The following is a 19,971-nucleotide window of genomic DNA, read 5'->3' as shown; positions in this document are numbered from 1 at the left end:
TTCTGTCGGGTTCCATTCTTTTGGGGATGCCACGGTCTTTCCTCGCTTAATAATTCCCCGTCTCCGTGCCTTGTTGAAGGCACAGACGGGTTCTCAAAACTGGTTTAACGTCGACTTACTGGTTGAGATGTTTTTTGAGGAACGCTCTCGTTCGTTCATTTTCCGGATTGCTGAAGATCACGTCCGGCTTGCCTTCCTCGACCACAACGCCCTTGTCCATGAAGAGCACTTTGTCGGAGACTTCAGCGGCAAAGCGCATTTCGTGGGTCACAATCAGCATGGTCATGTGCTCCTGTGCAAGCTGCTTCATGACCTGGTTGACCTCCTCGACCAATTCCGGGTCGAGCGCGGAGGTCGCTTCGTCGAACAGCATGACTTTCGGCTGCATGGCAAGTGCACGAGCGATAGCCACGCGCTGTTTCTGTCCGCCCGACAGGCGCGACGGATACATTGAAGCCTTGTCAGCAAGGCCAACCTTCTTCAAAAGTGAAACGGCCAGTTCCTGTGCTTCCTGCCTGCTCTTGCCCTTCAACTTGATGGGACCGAGCGTGATGTTTTCCATGACATTGAGATGCGGAAACAGATTGAAGTGCTGAAAAACCATGCCCATCTGCTGGCGCACGGCATTGATATGCCGCTCGAATGCCCGCCCGTTCAACGACTGGTTCACTTGAATACCGTCCAGCAGTATCTGGCCCGAGTTGACCGTTTCCAGATGGTTGATAGAGCGCAGCAAAGTACTTTTACCGGAACCGGACGGACCGATGATCGCGATGATTTGGCCACGTTCGACAGACAGGTCGATACCTTTGAGTACTTCGAGTGCGCCATAAGACTTGTGGACGTCTCGCACTTCCACCATGGGTTTGCTGTTGCTCATCGGTAAGCCTCGACTTTCTTTTCCATCCAGTGCAATCCGGCTTCCAGGATGAGATTGAGTACGTAGAAGATCACTGCGGCAGTGATGTAGAATTCAAACGGGCTATAGGTTTCGCTGATTGCCTGCTGTGACGCATGCACCAGCTCTGTGATGCCGATCACCGACACAAGTGCGGTATCCTTCAGCAGGGCGATGAGGTTGTTGCCCACCTGTGGCAGCGCGTTGCGGACGGCCTGCGGCACGATGATGTAGCGCAGTGTCTGGCCGCTGCCGAAGCCAAGAGAGCGTGCGCCTTCATTCTGCCCCGGATCGACAGTCCGGATCGCGGTGCGGAAGATGTCAGAATTATACACCGCAAAGTGCAAGCCAAGTCCGATAATACCCGTCCATACGGCAGGAATGTTGATGCCGATCTGCGAGAGGCCGTAATAGAGCAGGAATAGTTGCAGAAGCAGCGGCGTTCCCATGAACAGCCAGATGAAGAAGCGGACCGGATAGCGCACCAGCCAGTTGCCGTAGAGAACAAGCAGGGCAAATGCGATGCCACCGAAAAAACTAACGATAGATGAGGACACAGCGATGATGAGCGTCCACCAGATGCCCGTCATCAGGAGCTCGGTATAGGGCGGGACGATGGAGAAATCGAGTTGCATGATATCACCGCCTATTTGAGTGCGTAGCGGGCTTCGAGAAAATCGACGAAGCGTGCAACGATATAGATGAGGACCATGTAGATGGCCGCGGCGATGCCGAAGATTTCAAACGGACGATAGGTCGAGCCGATAAAACGCTGGGCCGTGTAGGTCAGTTCGACAACGGAGATCGCGGAAACCAGAGCAGAACCCTTGATCAGCATGACAGTGTTGACACCGAGCGAGCGGATCATGAGTCGGGCTGCCTGCGGCAACACCACAAAGCGCATCGACTGTCCACTGCTGAAGCCAATGGAACGAGCAGCTTCGTTCTGTCCGGCATCAACCGTCAGAATAGCGCCACGCATGGCTTCGGCGTAATAAGCACCGATGTTGAGTCCGAGACCGATGGCACCGGCTGAAAAGGGCTCAAGATTGATGCCGATCTGCGGTCCGCCGAAATAGAGAACGAAAAGCTGCAATAGGCAGGGCGTACCGCGAAAAACACTGACATAGGCAGTTCCGATAAAACGCAGCAGCCAGAAGCGCGACAGTTTTGCGGACGTTGCAAGCGCACCGACGCTCAACCCGATCAGAATGGCAAGTGCCGAGATTTCGACGGTAACCAGGGCGGCCTCCAGAAAGTATGGAAAGACCTCAGCCATCAAAGAGAAATTCATTATCTCCCCTTTCCTGTCTGGAAAACCAAGTCGGAAAGCCAAGTTGCCGGGACGCTTGTTTTAGCAGTCGTCCCGGCAAGGGGTTTCATACGGTTAGCGGATGTCTCGACCGACCCACTTGGTCGAGATCTTCTCGTAGGTACCGTCAGCTTTCATGTCATCGAGAGCCTTGTTGATCGCATCCTTCAGCTCAGGATTACCCTTGCGCAGAGCAATCCCGACATTGTCGGTGCCTTGAAGTTCGGGTGTGTCGAGCTGACGAACCTTCTCACCGCTTTCCTTGATGGCAATCAGGATCGGAATATCGTCCGATGCAATGGCGTCCACGCGGCCCGAACGAAGCTCAAGCAGAAGTTCCGGAATGCCCTTATAGGTGCGGACGGTCCAGCCGCCCTGCTCGCGCGCCCACTTGTCGCTGGTTTCGCCAAGCGTAACGGCAATGGTCTTGCCCTGCTTCAGCTCGTCCATGGACTTAACCGGCGATGCTTCCGTCACGAAGATACCACGACCACCGCGATAGTAAGGACCTGCGAAGTCGACAGCCTTTTCGCGTTCCGGCGTGATACTCATGCTGCCGACGACTACATCAAACTTACCTGCACGCAGCCCTGCAATGATACCGTCGAAAGCGGTAGTCACGACAACCGGCTTTATATCAAGGCGCTTGGCGATTTCAGCACCGATATCAACGTCGAAGCCGACAACCTGGTTCTGACCATCAACAAAGCTGAACGGCGGAAAAACACCGCTCATGCCGATGCGCAATTCGCCGCTCTGCTTGACTTTTTCGAGGTCGTTAGCGTGGGCGGGAGCGAGCATCATCAGCGCGCCGACACCAGCCGCAACGAGTGAAGACAGAAGGGTTTTCATTTTATTTTCTCCTAAGTGATCGTAACGCGATCACGGGCGATGCCCGTTCCGAGCGCCCAGATGGACGCATCTTTCCAGATCGTCGACGCCCGACGGGCGGCGGCAAATTTCTCGGGAAAACTGATTCGGAACAGGCAAGATCGACGCGCTCTGGTTACCCAGGAGCGGGAGAAAGAAAAACTCCATCGATCCACCTCCGAAATTCCCCTGCCGGTTGCGTTGCTGCTTATCCGGCTTGTCTGTTTTCAAGCACGCTAACGGAGCAAAGGATCAACGAAAACGTCAATTCGGTATAGAAATGTCCAGCAATCTGCGATAAACGCAATCAAACTGACGAAATCGTCAAATAGCGGTATAGTGATGGATGATCTGGATCAGCGATTAATATCGGAACTGCGTATCAATGCCCGTGCGTCCATCCCAACGCTTGCGAGCATTCTGGGGGTGGCGCGAGGCACGATCCAAAGCCGTATGGAACGCCTCATCGCATCGGGCGTCATTGCTGGCTTTACGGTCCGGCTGAAGGATCATGGTTCTACCGACATGATCCGCGGCATCATGATGATCGAGCTGACCGGGCGAAACATCAAAAGCGTGATCGCGACCTTGCGCAAAAACCCGGGCTTTTCCGCGGTGAACACCACGAATGGAACATGGGACCTGATCGCCGAGATTGAAGTCCCCAACATGAATGAATTTCACCGGCTGGTAACCGGAATCCGCGCCATGGACGGGATTGCGAAGTCCGAGACGCATATCTTTCTCGGACCCGCCTGAACCTTCGACCGTCTATTCCGCAGCTTCTGCTACATAGCCGAATTGCATGATGGCGTCCGGCGCAGCAACGCCCGGCAAAATACGACCGTCATCCACCGGTGAACCCATCTGAGTAGTCATAGGAATGACGCCAGCCCAGATTGGCAAGGCATAATCGGCGTCATCATCCTTCGGCGGACCGGAACGAACCTTTGCCGAGGCCTCTTTCAATTCCAGTTCCAGAAGCATGGTGGCCTTCAGTTCCTTGGCCATCATCGGGCGCAGTCCCTCCCACCGACCAGGAAAAAGCCCGTTTACGAAACTGCGCAAGTGATGTTCCTTCGTCGCGACATCCGAAACTTTACGCGCTGTCCCGAAAGCCATGACCGAGCGATAATTACAGGAATGATGAAACGCGGATCGGGCAAGGACCAATCCATCGAGCAGTGTAAAGCTGACGCACACTTCTGCTTCGTCGCAGCTTTCCAGCATGCGGCTGGCGGATGATCCGTGCCAGTAAATGAAATTGCCCTCGCGCCAGACTAGCGTTGGTGTGACATAGGGCGATCCATTGAAGACATAAGCCACGTGCGCCAGAGGCTGAGCATCAATGATTGCGTAAACCGTGGCTGCATCATAGGCACCGCGCTCATGCATGCGTTTCACGCGGCTGCGTTCGGAAGGGGCTGTCGTCATGGCCGATATTTCTCCTTTATGTTCGGCCAAACTGCCGCCATAGTGGTTTTGAGAAAATAACCACTTTTAACGAATACGATGATGCCAATTTCCTATACACCTCCAGAATTCGGGATCGATCGCGCCAGCGATGTTTCGCTTACTGCTCAACTGGTTGGTCAGATAAGACAAGCGGTTTTGGCCGGACGCCTGAAACCCAACACAAAACTGCCTTCTACCCGTGCCTTGTCTCTGGAACTCGGCCTGTCACGAACAACCGTTCTTGCGGCATTCGACCAATTGATCGCCGAAGGCTATCTGGAAGGACGACAAGGTTCCGGAACCCATGTCACCGCCGAACTTCCCGAAACCAGCCTGACAGTCGACCAACCGCCCCATTACGCAATAGCCCAGCAGCGGTTACACCGTGAGGAAGCCAAAGCCTTTCGGCTGGGTGTGTTCGATAGCGATCATTTCCCGCACGATGAATGGGGCAAACTGCTAGGACGCATCTGGCGCAATCCCTTCCCTGATCTATTAAACAGCGACGATGTGTTTGGCTTTCATCCTCTACGGTCATCTTTAGCCCGTCATTTGCACGAATGGCGCGGGATGATCGTATCACCGGAACAGATTATCATCACCAACGGCAGCGCAGACGCTCTTGGCCTTATCCGAGAAGCGCTGTTTGCACCGGGTGACAGGCTGTGGATGGAAGAACCCGGATATCCGCCTGCGCGCAAGATCCTTGGTACCAACGGCCTCGACATAATAGCTGTCCCCGTCGATGTCGGCGGCCTCGATGTCTCGACCGGGCGAGATAAAGCCAACGACGCACGTGGGGCGTTCGTCACACCGGCGCGACATCACCCGACAGGCGTAACCATGACTTTGAGTCGCCGTCTGGAATTGATTGCATGGGCAAGAGAGCGTGATGCGGTCATCATCGAGGACGATTACGACAGCGAACACCGTTATATCGGCCAGCCCCTGCCGGCGTTGATGTCGCTGGACCCAGACCGTATTCTTTACATCGGAAGCTTTTCCAAGGTCTTTTCACCACTCCTGCGGCTAGGCTTCCTGATCGTACCGGCACATATGACCGCTCAGTTCAGAGCTTTGCGACAAACCCTATTTCCTGCACCGTCGCCACTGGCGCAGCCAGCATTGGCCAGTTTCATAGAAACGGGGGCCTTTGCGCAGCACATCAGGCGTATGCGTCGCATATATGCTTCGCGGCGGCGTAAACTGATTGCTGCACTGGTTCCCGGAGAGCCGGAACTGTTCCGGATTGAGGCTCCTCCTGCCGGGCTTTCATTGCTTCTGGCTTTGCCGGACGGGCAAAGCGATACACGTCTCCAAGGCATTCTGTCAGAGTCTGGTATTGAGGTTCAGGCGCTATCGACGCTCTACGCGAAACTAAAGCCGCGTCAGGGGCTTATCCTCGGCTTCTCTGGATTCGATGAAACCGTATTGGAGAATTCTGCAACAGCATTGATTAAAATTCTCGGGCAATCAAATTAGAGAGTGTGCATTAGCAATTTCGTAAACTTTGGATTCAGCATTTCCCGGTAAGCTTTGATTAGCAATTAGCTCGGAGGGAGCGTTGCAGCCCATTTGTTTTGCGTTACGGGTGCTCATGCGTTCTTCGATTGTATCAATCATTGCCCTTGCCTGCGCCGCTTTGACGGGCTGTACGTCAAGTTCCGGCATCGACAGCATCATGCTCCAATCGAAGACCTCGGCTGAGACAACGAGTTCGGTAGCTCGCCCGGTCCCGCCCGCTCCCTTGAGCGAAATGGCAAGCGCACCGCAGCCGATGCCCGTAGCCGAGCGGGAAGAAGTCCTGGCTTGGGCCGGCCCCATACCGGATGCAGGTCCGTTCAAAGCTGAACCTCCAGCTCCCATTACGCCGCAACCGCAGCCACAGGAACGCCCACAGGCGCGGATCTCGGTTCCGAAGCCGGAGGTTGCGGCCTATCCACCAGTGCGTCTTACCCCGCAAGCACGCTCGAAAATCTACAGTCATCGTTTTCGTGATGCAAAACCGATCAATTTCGGACGCTCATCGCCGCGCAAGCTGGCAGTTCACGGTGTGGACGTCTCGCGCTGGCAGGGTGATATCGACTGGGTGAAGCTGCGTACGCAAGGTGCAAACTTCGCCTATATCAAGGCAACTGATGGCGGCGACCATCTCGATCCCATGTTTCGGAAGAACTGGCGTGAGGCGAAAGCTGCAGGCATCAAACGCGGTGCATACCACTTCTTCTACTGGTGCCGCGTAGCAAGCCAGCAGGCCGACTGGTTCATCCGCAATGTGCCCAAGGAAGCCGATGCGCTTCCACCTGTCATCGATGTCGAATGGAACGGCGATTCCTCCTGCAAGAGACGGCCTTCTCCGGCGCAGGTACGAGAAAAAATGCAGGTCTTTATGGACAGGCTGGAGCAGCATTACGGCAAGCGGCCAATCATCTATACCGCACCGGATTTCTACGATGACAATCTGAAAGGCGCCTTCACCAATTATCCATTCTGGCTGCGCGCTGTCGCCCAGCATCCATCCAAAGTCTACCCAGGTCGCCCATGGACCTTCTGGCAGTATTCAGGATCAGGGCTGTCACAGGGCGTGAACGAAAAAATCGACCTGAATGTCTTCCACGGCTCCGAAGACGATTGGCACAGATGGCTGGCGCGCGCCGCCAGCTAATCGCGCGCGCAACTGGTCAAGGATCGGTTTGGATGTTATGAGACCGTATCAGGGATAACCGAAGCTTTGCCTCGAAACCCGGCATGCAACATCGCCATGCCGGGTCGTTTGCTGCCCACATGGTGTTACCATGAAAGGGAATGGCAAAAATGGACACCCGGTTATTTGTGCTTGCGCTGGCAACCTTCGTCACTGGTACCGCCGAGAATATCATCGTTGGCATTCTTCCGGGCATAGCCCCTGATCTGAATGTCTCTGTCAGCATCGCCGGACAGCTGACATCAATCTTCTCGATTACTTTCGCTCTCACAGCACCATTGGCACTCATCATCACGACGCGATTTGAGCGGAAAGGCATTCTTGTCTTTGCCTTGGGTGTTTTCATTGCAACCAATATTATCGCAAGCATCAGCCCCAACTATCTCATCCTGTTTGCAGCTCGTATGTGCATGGCTGCTGCAAGCGCGGTCGTTTGTCTGATTGCTACAATGCTGGCGACGGAACTGGTCGTCCCGGCAATGCGCGGGCGCGCCATCGGGATCATATTCATGGGAATCAGCGGATCGATGGTGGCAGGCGTTCCGGCGGGAATGATCGTCAACGAATGGGTGGGCTGGCGCGCAGTTTTCCTGTGTCTGGCTTTCACGGCCGCCGTAGTCTTGCTCCTGTCATCACGCTCACTGCCACAAACCCGACGTAACCTGGGCGGCTTGCCGCCTTACATACCGCATCTGAAATCCATCCGATTGATGTCAGCACAACTGGTTTCCATCCTGATGATCGGTGGACATTTCGTATTGTTTGCCTATCTTTCACCCTACCTTCTGGAAGTGGTCCACATCTCCTCGCACAAGGTTATCTGGGCAATGGTGACTTTCGGCGTAGCCGGAATGACAGGCGGTTATCTCGGTGGCCTGTTCGTCGACAAATTGTCGCCCCGGCTGGCTATCGTGCTGATGCCGCTTCTATATCTTACGGCTCTGGCGGCAATACCACTCGCGATCGGGTCCAGCACTGTCTTCGGCCCAGTGTTGATGGTATGGGCTTGCGTCAGCTGGATGATTTCACCTGTCGTTCAGAATTTTCTCATCACAACCGATCCCGCAACCGCAGATGCCGGTGTCGGGATCAATCTGTCGGCCATGCATATAGGCGTCGCGCTTGGCACCGCGACGGGTGGGCTTGCATTGCAATACTTTCCCTTGCAAGGCCTGCCATGGATCGGGTGTATTCTGGTCGCACTGTCCCTGTTTTGCGCTTTCAACGCTTCCCGATATTTTCAAGATCGTAGGGCGTCGATTGATACATCTCGTTGATCCAGTTTCCGAAAAGAAGATGCGCGTGACTGCGCCAGCGATTTTCCGGTTGGCGCGTCGCGTCGTCACCGGGGAAATAATTCGCCGGAACCTTCGTTTCAGGCTGAGCCTGAATGTCACGGAAATACTCATCCGCAAGCGATGTGGTATCATATTCCACGTGATTGAACATGTGTAGCGAGCGATGACGGGGGTCATCAAGCAGGCAAAGCCCCGTTTCCGGGCTATCAACCAGCACTTTTAGACCGCTATTGGCCGGAATGTCGCTTTTGCGCACTTCGGTCCAGCGCGAAACCGGTATCTTGAAATCATCCGAAAAGCCGCGAAGGTAAGGCGATGACGGTGCAAGGTTGCGCTGGCTATAGACGCCTGACGCCTTACCCGGCAGTTCGTACTTGCCCATGCCATGGAAATGATGAACAGCCGCTTGCGCGGCCCAGCATATATTCAGAGTCCGGTGCACATGGGTCTGCGTCCAGTTGAAGACACGCTGCATTTCGTCCCAATAGGTGACTTCCTCAAATTCGAGACGTTCGACCGGAGCCCCAGTGATGACAAAGCCGTCAAATCGCTGGTCCTGCACTTCTTCCCACGGCTGGTAGAAGGACAGCATGTGATCGGCAGGCGTGTGACGCGCCACATGGTTGGTGATACGAACAAGGGTCAGCTCCACCTGCAGCGGCGTCGCTCCGAGAAGTCGTGCAATCTGCGTCTCGGTGGTGACCTTGTTCGGCATCAGGTTGAGCAGGCCGATCTTCAGCGGGCGAATATCCTGACGAACGGCATCTGCTTCGCGCATGACCATGACGCCCTCGGCCTCGAGAACACTGGTTGCTGGCAGATCGTCAGGAATTTTAATCGGCATGTCGCGTCGGTCCCTAGTTTATGTTGGTGAGGACGCGAGTGGCTTCATCCGTATATTTGCCGGTTTGGCCACATCCTCTCTTTGCAGAGAGTACCACCTTGCCCGGAGAGGCAGGTTGGCGTTGGGCGTCTCCCCAACTCTTGATGTGCCGATACTTCTACTCAAACTCTTTGGGAGTCGCAATAGGGATTAAGTGTCACCTTAAAGTGTATGAGAAATTTCCGTTTCACGGGTCGATCAATACGCGAATACTACACTCACAGACGCCGTGAATTTGGATTGAGCAGCCTTTAGACGTGTGCAATTGCAGCTTTCAAAGCTCTAACGCGTTGAGCACATGTCCGAAATGATTGTTCAGCAGCAAAACCGAAGGCGATAGCACGAGAATCCTTCTCCTCGACCTGGACACGGCATGAAGCATGAACTTCTGCGGCGCCAGTTGCCTCCATGATCCGTCCCACATTCTCAGCATTCACGCCACTGCCGGGCATAATGCTCATGCTCTGGCCAGCCATTTCAGCTAGCCGCCGCAGTTTATCCAGCCCCTCTTCCGCAGTTTGTGACAGGCCGGACGTCAGAATACGTTCAAAGCCGAGCGCAATTGCTTGCTGCAGCGCAATCTCCATGTCGGGAACCAGATCGAATGCGCGATGAAGCGTCGTTCCAAAGCCCTTTGCCTCAGCAATCAGTCTTTCCAGCATAACTACATCAAGAGAGCCGTCGCTCAGCGATGCACCGACAACTACACCCGCCAAACCGGCTTTTCTAGCGTTACCTATATCAGACACCATTATCGCTTCATCTTCTGCCGAAAAGCAGAAGTTGCCCGCGCGCGGTCTGATCATTGCGTAAACCGGGATCGGTGCTTTCGAGGCAAGCTCCATCATCCCCAGCGACGGAGTCAGGCCACCCAGCTCGAGCGCAGAGCAGAGCTCAATCCGATCCGCACCGCCTTCGATTGCCAACCGCAACCCTTCAGCGCTATCCACGCAGACTTCGAGTAACACACTCACGTCTGACGCCCCAATATTGCTGCCCCGACCAAACCGCCATCGCTGCCGAATATACCCGGAACGACTAATGGCCTGTCAGTTTTTCGCAGAATTCTGGCTCTCACCGCCGTGTCAAGCGCCGAAACCAACTCCGAAGCGTTAGCAAGTCCGCCGCCTACCGGAATGATCGACGTACCGGTTATGTTGACGACTGCGGCGAGCGGATCGGCCACCAGTTGAAGATAGGCGGCGATCGTCCGTCTTGCCTCCTGACGACCTTCCAGCCATTCCTGCAGGACTCTATGACTGCTCGCTTCGACACCATTCAGAAACAGGTGTAGTCTCTCGATCCCGCGTGCGCCACCAACCGTATCGACACAACCACTTTGACCGCACCCGAAATCGAAGCGAGGAACCGACACTGTTTGCTCGTTTATTTCTACACACGTATTGAGGATCGGGCCATGCCCCCATTCACCGGTCAAGCCGCCCTTACCTCGAACCAACCGGCCATCGACGACAAGCCCGCCGCCAACACCAGTACCCAACACTGCGCAGAAGACTATGTCATACCCCTTCCCCGCTCCTTCGATTGCCTCAGCTAGCGCCAGACAATCGGCATCATTGGCGGCAATTACCTGCCGTTGTAATCGCTCGCCGAGTTCAAAGCCTAGCCTGTGTCCGGTAATGCATGGGATATTTGCAGAGAAAGCGGTAGTTGTATCCGGATCAACTAATCCAGCGATGGAAAGTGCAAGTGGCCCACTGTCGTCCGGCGCGTGGGTTCGGAGTGCAGTTTCCAATGCCCCGCCAAACTCATCCCAACTGTTGGCCGGGGTTGGCAGTTTTTCAAGCAGCTCGATATCGCCCGGATTGGCTGAGCGCGCCAGCCGAATGAAGGACCCGCCAACATCAGCGGCGAAAACTGTTCCAGCCCGTTGAGACTGACGCGTCCTTCTGTCGTGCATCATTGATCATCCGCCGATACGTTTCGATGTTCCATCCAATCATCGTAAATGTAACGGCAGTCAATCGGGAGGCACAATCTATCCTACGGTTTCGAGGCAACAAGCGAGATGTTCACGCCTTGCGGGTCCTTGCATTGAACAACCCATTCGCCGTTGGGCTCTTGCAAAACGGCTCCACCGAGAGACTTGACCCTGCTGGCAGCATCCTTCACGCCATCGACCATGAAGTAGAAACCCCAGCCGACGCGAGTACCAGGAGGCGCGGTCATGATACCGCCATGATCGGCGCCATCGACACTGAACACCTTGTAGTTCCCCATAGGCCCCATGTCGAAGTTGCGTGAGAGCTTCCAGCCGAAGACCTTCTCGTAGAAAGGAAATACTGTCTCGCCGTTCTGGGCGTAGAGTTCGTGCCAGCCCGGATGTCCCGGTTTGCGCGAACCGAAATCGGCCGGTGGCGGCATGTCGTCTTTCGGCTCAAAGAGCGCAAAGACGCCACCTTGCGGGTCCGATACAATCGCAAATCGCCCGATGTTCGGAATATCTTGCGCAGCTCTGAGAACTTTGCCACCCTCCGCCTCGACTTTCCGGGCGTAGTCATCAGCATTTGCCACGCCGACATAGCCGATCCAACCGGGCTCACCGCCGCAGTCCTCTTTGGGCATGTCGGCCATCGACATCATGCCCGCAATCATGCATCCGGGCACTTCAAACAACGTATATTTCATGCCGGGGACGCCGGCGTCTTTTGCCGTCCAGCCGACGACTTTTGTATAAAAATCCTGTGCCTTGTCAGCATCTGTTGTCATCAATTCGTACCAGACGAACGGAGAAGAGCCGTTTTTCATTGAAAGTACTCCCTTGGATTATTTCGCGGGCGAATGATCAGCTGCAGCAGCTGTGCTTGGAAGCCTGCGATTCATACTCATCGTGTCGTTTGACGAAATGCATCGTGCTATTCTCATTGCGGCCCTTCGGTGCGCGATCGAGGATCATCAGCGTACTGACCCATTCTTCAATGCCGCGCGCATAGCTGGAATAGGTGTGATAGATCGCGCCGTTTTCATCCTTGTAAAAAGCGCTCATGCCGTGCAGTTCATCGAAAGCATCTTCGGCCGCCAGCTTTTCGAAGTTGTAGAAAACGCGATTGTTCTCGAGCTCATCCTTTGTAAAGGAGACGTGATAATCGAAATTGAAATCGCTGCCTTCTGACGAAACCCATGGGAAATGCCAGCCCATCCGCTTCTTGTAAGCTTCCAGCTTTGCCAGCGGTCCGCGCGAAACGGCGGCGAGCGTGACGTCGTGATTGTTGAGATGTGTCACGGCGCCATCAAGATTATCGGCCAGGAACGAACATCCTGTGCAACCTTGATCCCAGTCGGGTCCGAACATGAAATGATAGATCAGCAACTGGCTGCGCCCCTCAAACAGGTCAGAAAGTGTTTTCCGTCCCGAAGGCGTATCAAATGTATAGTCCTTATCAACCTTTACCCACGGCAGAGCCTGCCGCTCACGATTGACCTTGTCGCGCAGATGGGTGGCTTCTTTCTCGCTTGCCAAAAGCGCGCGCCGCGCCTCAAGCCAAACTTCTCGGGATACGACCTTGTTCATGGTGCAAGCCCTCCTCCGGCTTTTGCTCCCTGTCTATGCCCAGATATCAATGTTCCCGCTTGACGATTTACATTGATATCAATATTAATAAGTCATGTCAAATAGCCACGATGTACCTTTTGAAACAACACTTCTGGTTCGTGATACCTGCCTTTGTTTGCATGTTCAGCGCGCCGCACGCGCCCTCGCCCGCCGCTTTGACGACTCTCTGCGTCCAGTCGGGATGACCAATGGCCAATTCTCGCTGATGATGTCCCTTAATCGCCCGGCACCGCCACCAATGAAACCGGTTTCGGAGCTTCTGGCCATGGATCAGACCACTTTGACAGCAGCCTTGAAACCATTGCAGCGGCAGGGGTGGGTCGAGATCATTGTCAACCCGAATGACAGGCGCGAGCGTTTACTGCAGCTCACACACGCGGGAAAAGCAGCTCTTGCTGCAGCTTTGCCTATATGGAAGGCTACCCATGCGGATATCGAGAAACAGCTTATAAGCGGCAATGGCGATGAAGTCCGCCGTGACTTGCTGGTTCTGTCATCTATCTAATGACCGAAGGGGCGCTCATCGCGCCCCTTCTAGCAACTTACTTATTCTTTTTCTTCGGCTTGAATTCCTTGTCGTAAACCTCTTCCGCCATACGCCGGAGCGAACGTCCGATAGCGGCATATTCATATTCGTTGAGGTTCGCCAACGAGATACGGCCCGCTGGCTGCAAGGTACCAAAGCCCGTACCCGGTAACATAACGATGCCGGTTTCATCCGCTATACGGAAAAGCAGTTCCGTCGGGGAAATATTCTTCTTCACCCACGCCGCGAAATCATCGCCGTAGAGACGGCGGACGATATCTTCCAGATCGAGCAGCGTATAATAATCCACTTCATTCTCGCCGGACTGAGGCGGCAGCCCAAGTTCGCGATAGAGCGCTGCCTCACGGTGACGGATAAGCTTCTTCAGCTCCGCCTTGTATGAATCCTTTTCGTCCATCAGGCCGAAGAGCGAAAACAGAACCATCTGGACCTGCTGCGGTGTCGAAAGCCCTGCCGTATGATTAAGCGCAACTGTGCGGCTGTCGGCGACAAGCCTGTCTATAAACTTCAGCTTCGAGACATCCGGTGTCAGTGATGAATAGCGCTCGTTCATTTCCTTCTTTGCTGATGAAGGGAGATTTTTGAGCTTTTCGTCCAGAACATTGTCCTTCTGCATCGCGACGACGCCAAGACGCCAGCCAGTTGCGCCGAAATATTTGGAGAAAGAATAGACAAGCATCGTATTATAAGGGCAGATAGCGAAGAGCGATTTGAAATCATCCGCAAAAGTACCGTAGACATCATCCGTCAGGATCATGAGATCAGGACGCTTTTCCTTGACGATCCGTGCAATCTGCTCAAGGCCGCGTTGATCTACCTTAACCGAAGGCGGGTTGCTCGGATTGATCAAGAAAAAAACCTTGACTGACTTGTCGAGCAGCTTGTTCAGCTCTGCTTCCGGATATTGCCAGCCCTGATGTGGGTCGGCATTGATGTGCACTTCTTTCAACCGATAGTTGTTCAGCTCCGGTATTTCGATGTAGGGGGTAAAAGCAGGCATGCCGATGGCCACTGTATCGCCTTCATCGAGTATTTTGTTCTGCTTCAACGTATCAAAAATGTAGGTCATGGCGGCCGTACCGCCTTCGACCGCGAACAAGTCGAGCTTATCGGAACTCGTATAGCCGCCGATCATCTCGCGAACGAGATAATGCTTCACAATCTCCTCGCTGATCGTCAGCATACGTGGCGGAACCGGATAATTACAACCAAGAATACCTTCCACCATTTCGTGCAGATACTCCGATGGAGAAAGACCCAGCTGATCGCGAACGTAAGACAGTGCTCGTCCGAGAAATTTCACCCCCGGCTGGTCGCCGTTGTCGGAAAGAAAGCGCTGGAACCGCCCTTCTATTCCCTCAACTTTCGGCAAGCCACCGACACTTGTCGACATATATGAGTATGAAAGTTCAGCTTCGGAGACCGCAAAAAGCCCCAGCCTTAAAAATGCGCGGCGCGGCAAGGTCGCAAGAAAGTTCGGGTTGCCGCGCCCAGCATTCAGCATGGTCAGATCAGTTTTACTGGAAGCCAGCTGGATGAGTGCATCCTTGAGTTCGAACGGGCTCAGCTTCGCATACTTGCTATAATCAGTCTTCGCCATGATCTAATCCTCAGGAAAAAGCGACCACCAACGGCCCAAGCAATGTCAAAAAGACATTAGCAAGCGCGTAGGTGATAGCGAACGGGGTGGTAGGAATGGAATTGCCTGCCTTGTCCAGCACTTCGCCGAAGGCTGGATTAGCGCTGCGAGAACCGGAAAGTGCCCCTGCGAACACAGCCACATTGTCGTATTTCAGCACGTAGCGGCCAAAGAACATCGTGATGATCAGCGGCAGAATGGTAACGACAACACCAATCAGGAAGATGGTGAGGCCACTGCTGACAATTGTTTGCACGGCCTGCAGGCCAGACTGGAGTCCGACAACCGCCACAAAACCGGCAAGCCCCAGATCACGCAACAAAGTGGAAGCACCTGTCGGCATATTGCCGATGGTCATATTTCTGCTGCGATACCAGCCAAAGAGCAGACCCGACAAAAGCGCACCGCCACCGCTGCCGAGCGTCAGAGGTATCGAGCCGATACGTACGACCGCCAAACCGATCAGCAGGCCAAAAGCAATACCTAGACCGTGAAACACGAAATCGGTCTTGTCGCTCGGAACAATTACCGGACCGATGGACTTTGCAGCACGCTGCAAATCCTGATCAGTGCCGTAGAGTGAAACGACATCACCCGCATTGATGACAGTATCCGGCTGCAATGGCAAAGGTTTGTCGGCCCGTTTGACGCCAATGACATAGACGCCGTGGCGCAGTTCAGAGCTTATATTCTCTTTGATTGCAGCGACGGTCTTGTCAACATAATCCGGTGAGGTGATCGTCACATCGCGGATTTGTACAACGACATCCATGCCCTCGGAGGATTGTAACTCGGTCCCGATCTTGTTGCCGAAAGCGACAACTCCAGAGCGTCGGCCTGCCACTAGGACGACGTCATCCCTTTCCAGTTTAAGATTGGGTGAAAGGCCGATGATCTTGCCAGCACGTTTGACACGTTCAACGGTTATAGCATCTTCAACCGAGGTTAGAGCCTCGATCTGGGCCACAGTCTGTCCGGCTGCTTGCTCTACCTTGTAAATGCGTCCCACAAGATCAGGAGCAGCCTCGCTTTCTCCCTGCCCCAAAATTCTTATGCCCGCCAACAGTTCGGCTTCCGCCTTTATGGCGTCGTCACGGATACTTCGCCCCATGAATTTCGGCAGCAGATTGACGCAAACAATAATCGCGCCGAACGAACCAAAAATATAGGTAACAGCGTATCCGACAGCTACATTCGCCTGCAATCGCTGCACCTCATCGGCAGCAAGGCCCAGCTTCGAAATCGCCGAGCTTGCCGTTCCGATGATTGCTGATTGGGTTAGCCCACCGGCGGCGATACCTGCAGCAAGACCTTTATCCAAACCAAATATACGCGCCATGATCACGACTGTCGCCAAACCGCTGATGGCAAGCACTGCAGCCATCGCGATCTCGCGCAGAGATTGCCGTCCGAGTGAACGGAAGAATTGCGGACCGCTTTCGAAACCGACCGCATAAATAAAAAGGGCGAAGAGCAGAGCCTTCACCCCATTATCGATTTGAACGCCTACTTGGCTGATTATCACCGCGACAAGCAGTGATCCGGCAACCCCTCCTAACTGGAACTTGCCGAAATGTATCTTGCCGATGGCATACCCACCGGCCAACGAGAGGAATAATGCTATTTCTGGTGCCTGCTGAAATATTGCCTGAAGCCAATGCATCCGTCCCTCCAAGCTCCGATAACAACCTAGGATTACTTAGCGCGCAAACAGCAAAGACAAGAGGTAAACAATATAAAATTGGGGAATAATTTACGACAATCCTAACATAATTAAAAAGTTGAAATCGCTGTCTGGAACTGTTCTATTTCGAAACAAAAGAAACGTCTTCACGACGATCTGTGATAAAAACTTGAAGGTGATTAATATTGAAACGGATGGCCCGGCTACACGAGATGCGGACATAAACTGTGTCGGATACCCCTGTTCAAGACGGACGGGCTGGCTAAATATTGTAGAATGAACGCAGGCTGAAGATAATGAACAAAGAGCGTGTACCCCATATCGTCGTCGTAGGTGCTGGTTTTGGCGGATTGCAACTGATCCATGACCTTAGAAGCGTTGATGTGCGGATCACACTGATAGATCAGCGTAATCATCATCTGTTCCAGCCGCTCCTATATCAAGTTGCAACCACCATCCTCGCCACCTCGGAAATTGCTTGGCCGATCCGGCATCTGTTCAAGGATCGCAAGGAGGTGACCACGCTATTGGGCACAGTCACCGATGTTGACACCGAGCACCGTCAGGTGCTGCTCGAAAACGGCACCGAAATTTCGTACGACATGCTCGTACTCGCCACCGGAGCACGGCACGCCTATTTCGGCAACGATCAATGGGAAGCGTTGGCCCCCGGACTGAAGGCGCTTGAGGACGCAACCACCATTCGCCGTCGCCTGCTCCTGGCCTTCGAGCGTGCCGAACGCGAGACAGACGAAGCAAAACGGCAGGCGCTGCTGACATTCGCCATCGTAGGTGGTGGGCCGACCGGTGTAGAGCTTGCAGGCATTATCGCGGAACTGGCCAAGCAAACCATATGGCCGGAGTTTCGCAATATAGACACCCGGCAGACACGCGTAATGCTGCTGGAAGCAGGTCCACGCATTCTGGCGGCTTTTCCAGAAGATCTATCCGATTATGCGCTGAAAGCACTTGAAAAACTGGGTGTCGAAGTGCGGCTCGGAATTCCGGTCAAGGATATTACAGCCGAAGGCGTAACTGTTGGCGAAGAGTTCATTCCCTGCCATACGGCAATCTGGGCGGCCGGCGTTGCCGCCTCTCCTGCTGCAACATGGCTGAACGCTGAGAGTGACCGCGCGGGACGCGTGAAGGTGCTGTCCAATCTTAATGTACCAGGGCACGATGATATCTTCGTCATCGGTGATACGGCCTGGGTTGAAGGACCGGACGGCAAGCCAATTCCGGGAATAGCACCCGCTGCCAAACAACAAGGTGCCTATGTTGCCAAGGTCATTAAAAGCCGCATTGAAGGAACAACACCACCGATGCCATTCCGTTATAAGCATCAGGGCAACCTTGCGACCATCGGCAGAGGCGCCGCTGTCGTAGATATGGGGCGTTTCAAACTCAAGGGGATCATCGCCTGGTGGTTCTGGGGCATCGCGCACATCTTCTTTCTGATCGGAACAAGAAGCCGTGCGGCTGTCGCCTGGAGCTGGCTGTGGACTTATATCTCCGGCCAGCATAGCGCCCGGTTGATAACACAGGGAAAGCCTGTCGAACGCTAAGCGCAAGACGGCCCGCCAGAGCGGGCCGTTGCATTTTCTGTCCGATAAACTCTATTCAGCCGGCTCAAGCTGCGGAACAAGGTCTGTAATAACTGGCGTTCCGTTCATCGCCGCGGCGAGCTTGTCCGCATCGAGTTCGTTTTCCCAACGCGCCACGACGATTGTTGCCACCGCATTGCCAACGAGATTGGTCAGCGCACGGCATTCCGACATGAAGCGGTCAATACCGAGGATCAGGGCCATGCCCGCGACTGGAACGGCTGGAACGACAGACAGCGTAGCAGCAAGCGTGATGAAACCGGCACCGGTAATGCCTGCAGCACCCTTGGAGCTTAGCATCGCCACCAGCAGAAGCAGAATCTGGTCGCTCAGCGACAGTGGAATATCCGTCGCCTGCGCGATGAAGAGGGCTGCTAGCGTCATATAGATATTTGTGCCGTCGAGATTGAACGAATAACCGGTCGGGATGACCAGGCCGACGACAGAACGCTTGCAACCAGCCTTCTCCATCTTGTCCATCAATGCAGGCAATGCTGCTTCTGAAGATGACGTACCCAGAACCAGAAGCAGTTCTTCCTTGATGTAGCGGATAAGTGCAAGGATCGAGAAGCCATTGTAACGAGCAACCGCTCCCAGAACGACAAGCACGAACAGCAAGGATGTCAGATAGAATGTGCCGATCAGAAGTGCGAGATTGGCGATCGAACCGATGCCGTATTTACCGATTGTGAATGCCATGGCACCAAAAGCGCCGATTGGAGCGGCCTTCATGAGAATCGCAACCAGCTTGAAAACAGGTGCAGTCAGAACGTGAAGAAAATCAGTGACAGGCTTCCCCTTGTCGCCGACGAGAGCCAGCGCGATACCGAACAGGACCGAGAAAAACAGTACTTGTAGAATGTCGCCTTCTGCGAATGCGCCGACAATCGTTGTCGGGATGATGTTGCTCAGAAAGCCGGTAATGGTTTGCTCATGTGCCTTGGCGGCGTAATTGGCAACAGCTTTCGGATCCAGCGAAGCCGGATCAATATGCATTCCGGCGCCCGGCTGCACGACGTTAGCCACGATGAGACCGATAATCAGGGCAAGTGTCGAGAAGGTCAGGAAGTAGATCATCGCTTTACCGGCAACGCGACCGACCTTTTTCATATCGGTCATCCCGGCAATGCCTGTCGCAACGGTCAGGAAAATGACAGGTGCGATAATCATTTTCACGAGCTTGATGAACGCATCCCCAAGTGGCTTTAGCTGCGTGCCAAGCTCGGGATAAAAATGGCCAAGCAGAATACCGGCAGCAATAGCTACCAGTACCTGTACATAAAGATGCTTATAAAGTGGGATCCGACCGCGCGGCTCTGCCGCGGTGCCTGTCGATACTGCAATCATGATGTCCTCCGTTCGGCCCAGCCCGGAACCTGTCCGGCCTCCCGAGCCTTTCAGTCTGGAATTCCAGCGGTCTGAGCCGCTGCTGAACCTTTTGATTGCAATGTCCGTGCCAGTTCGATCAAATTCCTATAACTCATTGTTTTATATATATTTACT

The 19,971-nt window shown here is 54.2% G+C and carries 20 protein-coding genes and 1 riboswitch; of the genes, 6 read left to right on the top strand and 14 right to left on the bottom strand.

All coding sequences use genetic code 11. The features are described from left to right. Window positions 1-115: 115 nt before the first annotated feature. The 4 genes from MKS82_RS18965 to MKS82_RS18950 all read right to left on the bottom strand — a co-directional run bounded on the left by MKS82_RS18965 (window position 116) and on the right by MKS82_RS18950 (window position 3,062). Complete coding sequence (locus MKS82_RS18965) at window positions 116-880, bottom strand: amino acid ABC transporter ATP-binding protein (protein WP_109989300.1); 765 nt, start codon at window positions 878-880, stop codon at window positions 116-118. Beyond that, entirely contained in the window at window positions 877-1,533 is a 657-nt protein-coding gene (locus MKS82_RS18960; RefSeq protein WP_109989299.1) for an amino acid ABC transporter permease, read from the bottom strand. Before MKS82_RS18960 ends, MKS82_RS18965 begins: the two co-directional genes overlap by 4 nt. Window positions 1,534-1,544: 11 nt before the next feature. Further along, window positions 1,545-2,192: an amino acid ABC transporter permease gene (locus tag MKS82_RS18955; RefSeq protein WP_109989298.1), complete on the bottom strand. Its 648-nt coding sequence runs from the start codon at window positions 2,190-2,192 to the stop codon at window positions 1,545-1,547. A 93-nt stretch (window positions 2,193-2,285) separates the two neighbouring features. Further along, window positions 2,286-3,062 (bottom strand): transporter substrate-binding domain-containing protein, encoded by a 777-nt coding sequence (locus MKS82_RS18950; protein ID WP_109989297.1) that lies wholly within the window; start codon window positions 3,060-3,062, stop codon window positions 2,286-2,288. A 360-nt stretch (window positions 3,063-3,422) separates the two neighbouring features. Here MKS82_RS18950 and MKS82_RS18945 point away from each other — a divergent pair, with 360 nt between their 5' ends. After that, window positions 3,423-3,839, top strand: coding sequence for an Lrp/AsnC family transcriptional regulator (locus MKS82_RS18945; RefSeq protein WP_006471741.1), 417 nt, complete (start codon window positions 3,423-3,425; stop codon window positions 3,837-3,839). Between the two features lie 12 nt (window positions 3,840-3,851). Here the strand turns inward: MKS82_RS18945 and MKS82_RS18940 are convergent, their stop codons facing one another. After that, on the bottom strand, window positions 3,852-4,514 hold the full coding sequence (locus tag MKS82_RS18940) for a pyridoxamine 5'-phosphate oxidase family protein (RefSeq protein WP_109989296.1): 663 nt from the start codon (window positions 4,512-4,514) through the stop codon (window positions 3,852-3,854). 78 nt (window positions 4,515-4,592) lie between these two features. Between MKS82_RS18940 and pdxR the strand changes: the two genes are divergently transcribed. Continuing rightward, window positions 4,593-6,017 carry a MocR-like pyridoxine biosynthesis transcription factor PdxR gene (pdxR, locus tag MKS82_RS18935; RefSeq protein WP_240579172.1) on the top strand — a complete coding sequence of 475 codons (1,425 nt, stop codon included), beginning with the start codon at window positions 4,593-4,595 and terminating at the stop codon, window positions 6,015-6,017. Here the strand turns inward: pdxR and MKS82_RS18930 are convergent. Then, a complete protein-coding gene (locus MKS82_RS18930) occupies window positions 6,009-6,206 on the bottom strand; it encodes a hypothetical protein (protein ID WP_240579514.1) in 198 nt (65 codons plus the stop codon). The genes pdxR and MKS82_RS18930 overlap by 9 nt on opposite strands. Here MKS82_RS18930 and MKS82_RS18925 point away from each other — a divergent pair. Together MKS82_RS18925 and MKS82_RS18920 are read left to right on the top strand one after the other, a co-directional pair. Then, entirely contained in the window at window positions 6,133-7,200 is a 1,068-nt protein-coding gene (locus MKS82_RS18925) for a glycoside hydrolase family 25 protein (RefSeq protein ID WP_109989295.1), read from the top strand. The genes MKS82_RS18930 and MKS82_RS18925 overlap by 74 nt on opposite strands. Before the next feature lie 149 nt (window positions 7,201-7,349). After that, window positions 7,350-8,516 (top strand): MFS transporter, encoded by a 1,167-nt coding sequence (locus tag MKS82_RS18920; protein WP_109989307.1) that lies wholly within the window; start codon window positions 7,350-7,352, stop codon window positions 8,514-8,516. On the opposite strand, the gene metA is transcribed toward MKS82_RS18920, so the two are convergent. From metA to MKS82_RS18895, 5 genes are all read right to left on the bottom strand, one after another. After that, complete coding sequence (metA, locus tag MKS82_RS18915; RefSeq protein WP_109989294.1) at window positions 8,461-9,381, bottom strand: homoserine O-acetyltransferase MetA; 921 nt, start codon at window positions 9,379-9,381, stop codon at window positions 8,461-8,463. The two genes, MKS82_RS18920 and metA, sit on opposite strands and share 56 nt — an antisense overlap. Before the next feature lie 42 nt (window positions 9,382-9,423). Continuing rightward, a riboswitch (SAM-I-IV-variant riboswitch) is annotated at window positions 9,424-9,533 on the bottom strand. Window positions 9,534-9,671: 138 nt separating this feature from the next. Next, entirely contained in the window at window positions 9,672-10,394 is a 723-nt protein-coding gene (locus MKS82_RS18910) for a copper homeostasis protein CutC (protein ID WP_240579171.1), read from the bottom strand. Continuing rightward, window positions 10,391-11,341: an ROK family protein gene (locus tag MKS82_RS18905; RefSeq protein ID WP_109989306.1), complete on the bottom strand. Its 951-nt coding sequence runs from the start codon at window positions 11,339-11,341 to the stop codon at window positions 10,391-10,393. The genes MKS82_RS18910 and MKS82_RS18905 overlap by 4 nt, the downstream gene beginning before the upstream one ends. Window positions 11,342-11,424: 83 nt before the next feature. Next, window positions 11,425-12,189, bottom strand: a complete 765-nt coding sequence (locus tag MKS82_RS18900; protein ID WP_240579170.1) for a VOC family protein — start codon at window positions 12,187-12,189, stop codon at window positions 11,425-11,427. Window positions 12,190-12,226: 37 nt separating this feature from the next. After that, window positions 12,227-12,952, bottom strand: coding sequence for a DUF899 domain-containing protein (locus MKS82_RS18895; protein ID WP_109989291.1), 726 nt, complete (start codon window positions 12,950-12,952; stop codon window positions 12,227-12,229). Window positions 12,953-13,046: 94 nt separating this feature from the next. Between MKS82_RS18895 and MKS82_RS18890 the strand changes: the two genes are divergently transcribed. Continuing rightward, the gene (locus MKS82_RS18890) at window positions 13,047-13,499 is read left to right on the top strand and encodes a MarR family winged helix-turn-helix transcriptional regulator (protein WP_109989290.1); all 453 of its coding nucleotides are present in this window, start codon (window positions 13,047-13,049) and stop codon (window positions 13,497-13,499) included. Between the two features lie 37 nt (window positions 13,500-13,536). On the opposite strand, the gene MKS82_RS18885 is transcribed toward MKS82_RS18890, so the two are convergent. Further along, on the bottom strand, window positions 13,537-15,141 hold the full coding sequence (locus tag MKS82_RS18885; RefSeq protein WP_109989289.1) for a bifunctional aspartate transaminase/aspartate 4-decarboxylase: 1,605 nt from the start codon (window positions 15,139-15,141) through the stop codon (window positions 13,537-13,539). Between the two features lie 10 nt (window positions 15,142-15,151). Beyond that, a complete protein-coding gene (gene aspT, locus MKS82_RS18880) occupies window positions 15,152-16,843 on the bottom strand; it encodes an aspartate-alanine antiporter (protein ID WP_240579169.1) in 1,692 nt (563 codons plus the stop codon). Between the two features lie 317 nt (window positions 16,844-17,160). On the opposite strand from aspT, the gene MKS82_RS18875 reads away from it, so the two are divergent. Further along, window positions 17,161-18,429, top strand: coding sequence for an NAD(P)/FAD-dependent oxidoreductase (locus tag MKS82_RS18875; protein ID WP_109989287.1), 1,269 nt, complete (start codon window positions 17,161-17,163; stop codon window positions 18,427-18,429). Between the two features lie 51 nt (window positions 18,430-18,480). On the opposite strand, the gene MKS82_RS18870 is transcribed toward MKS82_RS18875, so the two are convergent. After that, window positions 18,481-19,815 (bottom strand): dicarboxylate/amino acid:cation symporter, encoded by a 1,335-nt coding sequence (locus MKS82_RS18870; RefSeq protein WP_109989286.1) that lies wholly within the window; start codon window positions 19,813-19,815, stop codon window positions 18,481-18,483. Window positions 19,816-19,971: the final 156 nt, after the last annotated feature.

The sequence above is a fragment of the Ochrobactrum sp. A-1 genome, assembly GCF_022488005.1.
GTDB lineage: Bacteria > Pseudomonadota > Alphaproteobacteria > Rhizobiales > Rhizobiaceae > Brucella.
The sequence above is the reverse complement of the archived record's forward strand: the minus strand, read 5'-3'. Positions and strand labels throughout refer to the sequence as shown.

Coding starts and splice junctions, on each gene's coding strand:
- MKS82_RS18870 (WP_109989286.1), bottom strand. CDS start 19,815: ATGATTGCAGTATCGACAGGCACCGCGGCAGAGCCGCGCGGTCGGATC.
- aspT (WP_240579169.1), bottom strand. CDS start 16,843: ATGCATTGGCTTCAGGCAATATTTCAGCAGGCACCAGAAATAGCATTA.
- MKS82_RS18965 (WP_109989300.1), bottom strand. CDS start 880: ATGAGCAACAGCAAACCCATGGTGGAAGTGCGAGACGTCCACAAGTCT.
- MKS82_RS18885 (WP_109989289.1), bottom strand. CDS start 15,141: ATGGCGAAGACTGATTATAGCAAGTATGCGAAGCTGAGCCCGTTCGAA.
- metA (WP_109989294.1), bottom strand. CDS start 9,381: ATGCCGATTAAAATTCCTGACGATCTGCCAGCAACCAGTGTTCTCGAG.
- pdxR (WP_240579172.1), top strand. CDS start 4,593: ATGATGCCAATTTCCTATACACCTCCAGAATTCGGGATCGATCGCGCC.
- MKS82_RS18950 (WP_109989297.1), bottom strand. CDS start 3,062: ATGAAAACCCTTCTGTCTTCACTCGTTGCGGCTGGTGTCGGCGCGCTG.
- MKS82_RS18955 (WP_109989298.1), bottom strand. CDS start 2,192: ATGAATTTCTCTTTGATGGCTGAGGTCTTTCCATACTTTCTGGAGGCC.
- MKS82_RS18875 (WP_109989287.1), top strand. CDS start 17,161: ATGAACAAAGAGCGTGTACCCCATATCGTCGTCGTAGGTGCTGGTTTT.
- MKS82_RS18945 (WP_006471741.1), top strand. CDS start 3,423: ATGGATGATCTGGATCAGCGATTAATATCGGAACTGCGTATCAATGCC.
- MKS82_RS18900 (WP_240579170.1), bottom strand. CDS start 12,189: ATGAAAAACGGCTCTTCTCCGTTCGTCTGGTACGAATTGATGACAACA.
- MKS82_RS18920 (WP_109989307.1), top strand. CDS start 7,350: ATGGACACCCGGTTATTTGTGCTTGCGCTGGCAACCTTCGTCACTGGT.
- MKS82_RS18905 (WP_109989306.1), bottom strand. CDS start 11,341: ATGCACGACAGAAGGACGCGTCAGTCTCAACGGGCTGGAACAGTTTTC.
- MKS82_RS18925 (WP_109989295.1), top strand. CDS start 6,133: ATGCGTTCTTCGATTGTATCAATCATTGCCCTTGCCTGCGCCGCTTTG.
- MKS82_RS18895 (WP_109989291.1), bottom strand. CDS start 12,952: ATGAACAAGGTCGTATCCCGAGAAGTTTGGCTTGAGGCGCGGCGCGCG.
- MKS82_RS18930 (WP_240579514.1), bottom strand. CDS start 6,206: ATGCCGGAACTTGACGTACAGCCCGTCAAAGCGGCGCAGGCAAGGGCA.
- MKS82_RS18890 (WP_109989290.1), top strand. CDS start 13,047: ATGTCAAATAGCCACGATGTACCTTTTGAAACAACACTTCTGGTTCGT.
- MKS82_RS18960 (WP_109989299.1), bottom strand. CDS start 1,533: ATGCAACTCGATTTCTCCATCGTCCCGCCCTATACCGAGCTCCTGATG.
- MKS82_RS18940 (WP_109989296.1), bottom strand. CDS start 4,514: ATGACGACAGCCCCTTCCGAACGCAGCCGCGTGAAACGCATGCATGAG.